Below are 9333 nucleotides of genomic sequence, written 5' to 3'. Positions count from 1 at the left end.
GACAAGCAGTAAATAGGACAATACTCATTAAGAATTCTCAAAGTCCAATTACAATGCCACCTTACATATTGCATATATCAACATATAGTTAAAACAGAGCCTTTAATTTCTTTTAAATAAAATACCTTTTAATAAAATTCTTTTCCTGAAATAAACACTTTCTTTATGTTTATATTATCATCGAATAATATTAGATCGGCATCGTAACCTTCCTTAATTAGTCCTTTATGATTAGCTATCTTACAATGTTTAGCTGGATTATATGAAGCCATTTTTACAATTTCATTTAATGGTAAATCTGAATTTTTGTAGATATTATTAACAGCTTTATCAAGGGTTAAAACAGAACCAGCTAGAGAGCCAGACTTAACTCTTGCAGCACCATTTTTAACAATAACGTCTTGTCCACCTAAATAGTATTTTCCATCAGGCATGCAACATGCCATCATGGCATCAGTTATTAACAAAACATTATCGGTACCTTTTTGCTTATAAGCAATTCTCAATGCAGGATATGAGATATGAATTCCATCCGAAATAGTTTCTGTTTTAATATCACTATCGAATATAGCACCTACAATTCCAGGACTTCTATGAGTAAAGAAAGGCATTGCATTATAAAGGTGAGTTGAATGAGTAGCACCACATTTAATTGAATGTATTGTTTCTTCATAAGTAGCTTTTGTATGTCCTAATGAACATACAATTCCATTAGCAGAAAGATATTTAATTAAATCATTAGAACCAGAAAGTTCTGGTGCTAATGTAAGTGAAATAACAGAGTCTTCACAATCCTTAACCATAGATTCATAAGTAAATATTGATGGTGGCAAAATGTAATCAGGATTTTGAGCTCCAATTGCATTTGGATTTATAAAAGGACCTTCTAAATGAGCTCCCAAAACATGAGCACCTTCTGAACCTTTTTCTTTTAATAATTTAATAGCTCTCATAGATTTATTAATATCACTAATTGAAACAGTCATAGTAGTAGGCACAAAGGAAGTTGTACCATGCTTAGCTATTGTTTTTGCAATTGTATTTATAGAATCGATTGTTCCGTCCATCGTATCACATCCACCAGCGCCATGAATATGTGCATCAATAAATCCAGGTGAAAGGTATAAACCTTTCGCATCTATAATCTGATTAATCTCATTATTAGTAAAACTAGAGGGATTAATTTTTTTTATCTTACCATCTTGAATAATAACAGATCCTTTTTCTATTTTATCTAAATAAATAATGTTACAATTTGTAATTAACATTTTTAAAACCTCCTAAATACTTAAAGATATTATTGAAAAAAATTTAATATGTATGTAATAAGAATCCTAAAAAGATAAAAAAGTCCTTTAATATTTAATTATTTTACATAAATTGTAAAACAAGGTTATAATTCTTTAAAAATAAAATATAATTAATTTAAAAGGAGGGGGTTTTTATGCAATATTTTAACTTTATTTTATTAGCAATAGTTTTATCTTTTTCAACAATATATATTTATAATATATTTGCTTTAAAAAGTGCCGGAAAGGAAAACATAAAGGTTTCTTTATTATTAATGTTATTTAGTACTCCTATAGCTATATGTATACTTATAGTTATGGGTTTATTCTTAAAATTGGCAAACTGGACATTACCAGTTGACATTTCTAACTATAAAATATTCATTGTGTCTTTTGCAAGTGTGTTTGTAATTTTTATTGGAGAGTTTATTATAAAGACATTTTTATCTGGTACAATAAGTAGTTATTTTAATAGAAAATATAAAGAAAAAAATTTATCAGAAAAGCAAATGCTTAACATAATTAGAGAAAAACATAGAATTATAGAGATATTAAAAGTTATTTTAATGTTTTTGATTAGCTGTATTATATATTGGGTATTATTAAGCATTTTAAATATTATAGGTATTATATTTATTGTAATGGTTTCATCTGTAATTACAAGTATGTTATATTTTTTTATGTTTAAGAGTAATTAGAATCTTTTCTAAAATAGATTTATTTAAATAAAATAATATAATTAAACATGTTGACACATCTTTTGTAAAGGTTTAATATTTAAGTATGGTAATTACCAATTATTAGAAAACAAACTGGTATTTATAGGAGGGGTGAGAAGTGCCAAACATATTAATGACTAGAATTGACAATAGACTAGTACATGGACAAGTAGGAGTTACTTGGGTAAATCACCTAGGGGCAAATTTACTTGTAGTAGCAAATGATGAGGTGGCTAAAGATTCTGTTCAACAAAATTTAATGGAGATGGTCATTCCAGATACTATAGGGATAAGGTTTTTCTCAATACAAAAGACTGTAAATATAATAAACAAAGCAGCACCAAGACAATTAATTTTCTTGGTATGTAGAACTCCACAAGATGCAGTAAGATTAGTTGAGGGAGGAGTTCCTATAAAAAAGATAAATATAGGTAATTTACATTTCAGTGAAGGAAAGAAACAAATTTCTTCTACTGTTTTTATAGACGAAAGTGATAGACAAGCTTTTAGAAGACTCAAAGAATTAGGAGTTCAACTAGAAATAAGAAGAGTACCTGATGAAGCAATAGATGAAGATATTTATAAACACATATAAATCCATAAAATTAAAAATATTTTTATTATCAAAAAATATATTAATGAAGGAGGAACATTATGTTTGTTAAAGCTTTATTAATTGCTATTTGGGCAGGTATTGCAGGTATAGATTTATATGATGGATTACTTCATATACACAGGCCAATAGTAACAGGACTTGTAGTTGGTTTAATTTTAGGCGATGTAAAAACAGGGCTTATAGTTGGAGCCGCATTAGAACTTGTATTTATGGGTATGGTTCCGCTTGCAGGAGCACAACCTCCTAATGTAGTTATTGGAGGTATTATTGGAACAAGTATAGCTATTTTAGGTAAATTAGAACCACAAGCAGCTGTTGGAGTAGCAATACCATTTGCTGTAGCTGTACAAGCTGCTATAACATTTATTTTCACATTATTTTCATTCTTTATGCATAAGGCAGATACTTATGCAGAAAATGCAGATACAAAAGGTATAGATAGAATTAATTATATGGGAATGCTTTGCTTATTTGTATTCTACTTTGTAATTGCATTTTTACCAATATTCTTTGGTGCAGACAAAGCAGCAGAGATTGTAAGAGCAGTACCTGAATGGTTTATTGATGGATTAAAAGTAGCAGGTGGAGTAATGCCAGCAATCGGATTTGCAATGTTATTAAAAATCATGTTAAAGAAAGAATATATGGCATTTCTTATTATTGGTTTCTTATTTGTAACATACGGTCATATTTCAATTTTAGGATTAGCTTTAGTTGGCTTAAGTATAGCATTATATGATTATTATTCAGCTAGTAATAAGAAAGTAGTAAAAGTTGCAGAGGAGGAATATGAAGATGGAATCTAATGTAGCATATAAAGAACCTACCCCTAAAAAGGTAATTACTAATAAAGATTTAAATCATATGGTTTGGCGTTCACTTTTTTTACAAGCATCTTTTAACTATGAAAGAATGCAAGGTTGTGGATGGCTTTATGGATTAATACCAGGATTAAAGAAAATTCATACAAATAAAGAAGACCTTTCCCAAGCAATGAAAGATCATATGGAATTTTTTAATACTCATCCATTCTTAGTAACTTTCATTATGGGATTAGTACTAGCAATGGAAGAAAATAAAGAAGACAGAAGTACAATAAGAGCAATAAAGGTTGCAACCATGGGACCTTTAGGTGGTATTGGAGATGCATTATTTTGGTTAACAGCATTACCAATTTGCGTTGGTATAGGTGCATCAATGGCTATGGAGGGAAATGTAGCAGGACCTATAGTTTTCCTAGTAATGTTTAATGCACTACATTTCTTTTTAAGGTTCTTTTTAATGAAATATGGATATAAGACAGGAGTTAAGGCACTTTCTTCATTAAAAGAACAAACAAAGAAAATATCTCATGCAGCATCAATATTAGGTTTAACAGTTGTTGGTGGATTAATAGCATCAATGGTTAATTTAAAGACAACAATGGTAATTTCAGCAGGATCTGCTAGTGGTGATTCAGCAATAAAATTACAAGAAGGCGTTTTAGATCAAGTAATGCCTAATATGTTAGCTTTAGGATATACATTTTTAATGTATAAGTTATTAAAGAAGGGATATTCACCAATTAAATTAATAACAATTACAATTTGTTTAGGTTTAATTGCAAAATTTATAGAAGTAAAAACAGGTTTTGCTATATTATAATGGATAAGTTTCAATAGATAAATTTCTGAATTTTGGATGGAGTATTAGCTCTGTCCAAAATTTAGAAGTTATTAAGTTAGATATAGAAAATATCTATAAAAGTATTATAAATAAAGGGATAACAATCATTAAAGAGTACTAAAATCAGTTTCTATAATTAATAAGAGTATGTTATAATTAGAAAAAATTAGGTTGAATTGAAAGAGGTATATTCACATGAATAAAATTGATAAAAGTTCTAAAATTCCATTATATGCACAATTAATGGATATTCTTATTAATCAAATAGAAAATTATATGGAAGAAAATGATCAATTAGATTCAGAAAGAGAAATTTGTGATAAATATGGTGTCAGTAGAACAACTGTAAGACAGGCATTAGATGAATTAGAAAAGCAAAAATATATATATAAAGTTCACGGAAAAGGGAATTTCATATCATCAAGAAGAGTGGAACAGGACTTGATAAAAGTTTATTCATTTACTGATGAAATGAGAAAACTTGGGAAAAAACCAATTTCAAAATTGTTAAACTTTGAAATTGCAGAACCTGATAGTAAAATATTAAGAAAATTAAAGTTAAAAGAAAATGAGCTTGTATATAAAATAACAAGAATAAGAATAGCTGACGATATTCCAATGATATATGAAGTAACATATTTACCATATGATAAGTTTAATGGTATGACTAAAAAAGATTTAGAGGAAAATCCTCTGTATGAAATTTTTAAGAATGATTTTAAAGTTCATATAACATCGGCTGAAGAAGTGCTTGAAAGTGTTTCAATAAATAAATTGGAAAGTATTTATTTAGATGTATCACAAGGAGAACCAGGGTTAAAAATTGAAAGAACAACATATGAAAATAAGCAAGTTATTGAATATACAGTAAGTATTGCAAGAGGGGATAAATTTAAATATAGAGTATGTTTAAAAAATTAGTAAAAATTTATATGCACTGGTAATTACAATATAGCCAGTATGGGAGGGTATTATGATTTTTGGAAAAACTGTTGAAGAGTTAGAAAAATTAAAAGCAATAAACACATCAAAAGAAATAATGCAACAACCTGATTTATGGAAAGAGACATATAAGATAATTTATGATAAAAGAGATGAAATTAAATCATTTTTAAAGAAAAATATATCAACGAATACAAGAATAATATTAACAGGTGCTGGAACTTCGGATTATGTAGGACAAACAGCTTTATTAGAACTTAGAAGTAAAATAAATGCACGAATTGAAGCTATAGCTACTACTGATTTAGTATCAAATCCTAAGGAATATATGGAAAAAGATACTCAAACTATTTTAATATCCTATGCAAGATCAGGAAATTCACCAGAAAGCGTTGGTGCATATGATTTATTTGAAAAAGATATTACCAACATATCACAAGTGGTAATTACCTGTAATGAAGAAGGTGAATTAGCAAAGAAGGCTATTACAAATAATAATAATTTAGTATTGTTTATGCCAACAGAATCAAATGATAAAGGATTTGCTATGACAAGTTCTTTTAGCTGTATGCTTCTAGCAACAATATTAATGTTTGATATAGATAATATAGAAAATAATAAAACTTTTGTAGATTTAGTGTCAGAACAAGGAGAAGATATTCTCAAAAATAATTGGAATGATGTTTGTGATTTAGTTAATTATGAATGTAATAGAGTTGTTTATTTAGGCTCAGGAATACTAAAAGCTTTGTCTCAGGAAATGGCATTAAAAGGATTAGAACTTACAAGTGGAAAGATAGTAACAATATTTGAATCTGTTATGGGCTTTAGGCATGGTCCTAAGTCAATAATTAATGATAAGACTTTAATTATTATTATGAATTCTACAGATAAATATACTAATCTTTATGATTTAGATTTAATAAATGAGATATATAATGATTCGGGAAATCATAAACTTGCAGTAATAAGCTATGAAAATAATGAAAAATTAAAAGCTATATGTGATAAATGCATTGAAATAAATGGAGCAAGTGTACCAGAAATTTATACAGTATTTAATTATATTTTATTTGGACAAATGTTTGGGTTATTTAACTCAATAAAACTAAAAATATCTCCAGACAATCCAAGACCAGATGGGACTGTTAATAGGGTTGTTAAAGGGGTACACATTCATAAAGAAAACTTTTAGTTTTTAAGATTTTAATTTATATAATTTTTGCATATATTTTAAGTGAATGTTGAGATTATAGATAAAGCAAATTCCAATGCCAGTTCGCTCTATACTATATATCAACATTGTTTTTAAACAGAGACTGATTTTAAATATATAAATTAGATAAATATGATAATGAGGAGGGTAACAATGATAGGGTTGGTTATTGTTGGACATGGATTTTTTCCAGAAGGAATACTTAGCTCAGTAAAATTAATTGCTGGAGAACAACAAGAAGTTATAGGCGTGAATTTTGAATGTGGACAAGGATCGGATATTTTAAAGAGAAATATTGAAAATGCAATTGATAATCTTAATACAGATGAAGTATTAATTTTGGCAGATTTAGCAGGGGGTTCTCCTTTTAATGTATCTGTTATTATTAGTGAAAAAAGAAAAGATAAGAATATTAAAGTTATCTCTGGTATGAATTTACCTATGGTTTTGGAGGCATCTTTATCAAGAAATAATTATACTATGGACGAATTAGTTGAATCGGTGAAAAATGCTGCTACTATAGGAATTAAAGAGTATAAGAAAAATAAAATTAAAGAAACAGTGGAAAATGATGATGGAATATAATTGCTAAAAAGTTAAATTAAGATTATATGAGAGGAGATAGGTTTATGCATAAAATACTTTCAACAAAGCAAATGTTATTAAAAGCTCAAAAGGAAAGTTATGCAGTACCAGCTTTTAATATACACAACCTAGAGACATTACAAGTAGTTGTTGATACAGCAATGAAAATGAGATCACCTGTAATTATAGCAGGAACACCATCAACCATAGAGTATGCAGGGGCAGCTTATATAGAAGCAATGGCAGAAGTAGCAGCTAGGAAGTATGATATACCAATAGCCATTCATTTGGATCATTTTGAGGATATAGATGAAATAAAAAAGAATATTGATATTGGATTTAGATCATGTATGATTGATGCATCTAAAGAAGATTTTGAAGTTAATATTGAAAAAGTAAAAGAAGTCGTGGAATATGCACATGAATATGATACAACTGTTGAAGCTGAGCTTGGAAAACTCGGTGGAAAAGAAGATGACTTAATAGTATCTGAAAAAGATTCAATGTATACAAATCCAGAGGACGCAGCAGAATTTGTTAAAAGAACAGGGGTAGATTCTTTAGCTGTAGCTATAGGAACAGCACATGGATTGTATAAAGGAAAAGCAAAATTAGATTTTGAAAGATTAAAAGAGATAAGAAGTAAAGTTCAGGTACCTTTAGTATTGCATGGTGCATCAGATGTTCCTGATGAATTAGTGAAAAAAGCAATTTCACTTGGAATATGTAAAGTAAATATAGCTACAGATTTGAAAATACCATTTTCAGATGCAGTAAAAGAATATTTTAAGGAAAATCCTAATGCAAATGATCCGAGAAAGTATATGACTCCAGGTAAAGAAGCAATGGAAAAGATAGTAGAAAATAAAATAAAAGTTTGTGGAAGTGCCAATAGATATTGAGGTGTATGCTATGTTTTAAGTGAAATGTTGATATATACATAAACAAAGATGGACAGAGTAATTTAACTTAGGAATACTAAAATGAGTATAGTCCCATTTCAGCTTGTTCCAAATATAAAATTAGGACAAGCAATAAATGTGACAATACTCATTAAGAATTCTCAAAGTCAAATTACAATGCCACTTTGCCTATTGTATATATCAACTTATATTTAAAATACGGCCCAATAAATGAATTTTATTTAAAAAGGAGCAAAATAATATGATATTAGTTATAAATCTTAATGCTTCTATAGATAAAAGATATGAGATAGCAGATATACAAAAGGGAAAGGTAATGAGGGCTAGGCATGTAGAGAATACTCCAGGTGGAAAGGGATTACATGTAGCTAATATAGTTAATATATTAAATGAAGAGTGTGTTGCGACAGGTTTTCTTGGAGGAAAGAGTGGAGAATTTATTGAAGAGAAGCTTAAGTATTATGGAATAAAGAATGATTTTGTAAAGATAAGTGGTGAAACAAGAGAGTGCTTGGCATTTATTACAGATGATTTTATTCAAACAGAAATACTTGAACCTGGACCAGAGATTACAATTGAAGAAAAAAATAATTTTATAAATAAGTATAATAAATTAATAGAAAAAGCAAATATAATTGTAGCATCAGGTAGTCTTCCCAAAAATGTACCAAAAAAATTTTATAGAGAGCTAATAGAATATGCTAATAAAAAAGGAAAAAAATTTTTATTAGATGCTAGTGGTGAACCCCTAAAAGAAGGTATAGAAGCAAAACCTTATTTTATTAAACCTAATAAAGATGAGATAGAAGATTTAACTGGTAGAAAGATTTTGTCTGAAGAAGATGCTATAAATGAAATAAAGATTTTGAGTGAAAAAGGAATAAATTTCATTACAATTTCATTGGGGGCAGAAGGATCAATTGTTGGATTTGAAGATAAAATTTATAAAGTAAATATTCCTAAAATAAAAGTTATAAATCCTGTAGGTTCAGGGGATGCATATGTTGGTGGTATAGCAGTAGCACTTGAAAGAGGCTATGATATTATAGATACTTTAAAATTAGCATCAGCTTGTGGAACTGCAAATGCAATGGAAAAGGAAACTGGGTTTGTAAATAAGGATGTAGTAGAGAAATTATTTAATAAAATTATTGTTAAAGAATTATAGTGTAATGTTAAAATATTTTTTACTATACAAAATGGATTGAATTACTTTTGCACTTAAATAAAAGAGTTTCTGAGTAATTCAAAATAGTTTAATTATAGGCTATGTTTTAGTAGAGTGTTGATATATACATAAGCAAAGTGGACTGAGTAATTGAACTTAGGAATGCTAAAATGAGTATAGTCCCATTTTAGCTTGCTCCCAATATAAAAT

10 protein-coding genes are annotated in these 9333 nt (G+C 28.2%); 9 read left to right on the top strand and 1 reads right to left on the bottom strand.

Annotated elements, in window-relative coordinates; translation table 11 throughout:
• Positions 1-128: 128 nt before the first annotated feature.
• On the bottom strand, positions 129-1268 hold the full coding sequence (nagA, locus tag RGC78_RS15365; protein WP_309556915.1) for an N-acetylglucosamine-6-phosphate deacetylase: 1140 nt from the start codon (positions 1266-1268) through the stop codon (positions 129-131).
• Positions 1269-1444: 176 nt separating this feature from the next.
• On the opposite strand from nagA, the gene RGC78_RS15360 reads away from it, so the two are divergent.
• The 9 genes from RGC78_RS15360 (at position 1445) to RGC78_RS15320 (ending at position 9123) form a co-directional block, all read left to right on the top strand.
• Positions 1445-1987 (top strand): hypothetical protein, encoded by a 543-nt coding sequence (locus tag RGC78_RS15360; RefSeq protein ID WP_309556914.1) that lies wholly within the window; start codon positions 1445-1447, stop codon positions 1985-1987.
• A 139-nt stretch (positions 1988-2126) separates the two neighbouring features.
• Positions 2127-2603, top strand: a complete 477-nt coding sequence (agaV, locus tag RGC78_RS15355) for a PTS N-acetylgalactosamine transporter subunit IIB (RefSeq protein WP_252211846.1) — start codon at positions 2127-2129, stop codon at positions 2601-2603.
• Between the two features lie 59 nt (positions 2604-2662).
• On the top strand, positions 2663-3430 hold the full coding sequence (gene agaW / locus RGC78_RS15350; protein WP_252211847.1) for a PTS N-acetylgalactosamine transporter subunit IIC: 768 nt from the start codon (positions 2663-2665) through the stop codon (positions 3428-3430).
• A complete protein-coding gene (locus tag RGC78_RS15345; RefSeq protein WP_252226607.1) occupies positions 3420-4268 on the top strand; it encodes a PTS system mannose/fructose/sorbose family transporter subunit IID in 849 nt (282 codons plus the stop codon). Before agaW ends, RGC78_RS15345 begins: the two co-directional genes overlap by 11 nt.
• A 216-nt stretch (positions 4269-4484) precedes the next feature.
• Positions 4485-5210 carry a GntR family transcriptional regulator gene (locus tag RGC78_RS15340; RefSeq protein WP_252211849.1) on the top strand — a complete coding sequence of 242 codons (726 nt, stop codon included), beginning with the start codon at positions 4485-4487 and terminating at the stop codon, positions 5208-5210.
• 52 nt (positions 5211-5262) lie between these two features.
• Positions 5263-6426, top strand: a complete 1164-nt coding sequence (locus RGC78_RS15335; protein WP_309556913.1) for an SIS domain-containing protein — start codon at positions 5263-5265, stop codon at positions 6424-6426.
• Positions 6427-6600: 174 nt separating this feature from the next.
• The gene (locus RGC78_RS15330; RefSeq protein WP_252226605.1) at positions 6601-7032 is read left to right on the top strand and encodes a PTS sugar transporter subunit IIA; all 432 of its coding nucleotides are present in this window, start codon (positions 6601-6603) and stop codon (positions 7030-7032) included.
• Between the two features lie 44 nt (positions 7033-7076).
• Entirely contained in the window at positions 7077-7934 is an 858-nt protein-coding gene (locus tag RGC78_RS15325) for a tagatose bisphosphate family class II aldolase (protein WP_309556912.1), read from the top strand.
• A 262-nt stretch (positions 7935-8196) separates the two neighbouring features.
• Positions 8197-9123, top strand: a complete 927-nt coding sequence (locus RGC78_RS15320) for a 1-phosphofructokinase family hexose kinase (RefSeq protein ID WP_309556911.1) — start codon at positions 8197-8199, stop codon at positions 9121-9123.
• The last annotated feature ends 210 nt before the right edge of the window (positions 9124-9333 follow it).

It is taken from the genome of Clostridium aquiflavi, from assembly GCF_031344075.1.
In the GTDB taxonomy this organism is placed as follows: Bacteria; Bacillota; Clostridia; order Clostridiales; family Clostridiaceae; genus Clostridium; species Clostridium aquiflavi.
Note: the sequence above shows the minus strand (reverse complement) of the source record. Positions and strands in the feature narration are given on the sequence as shown.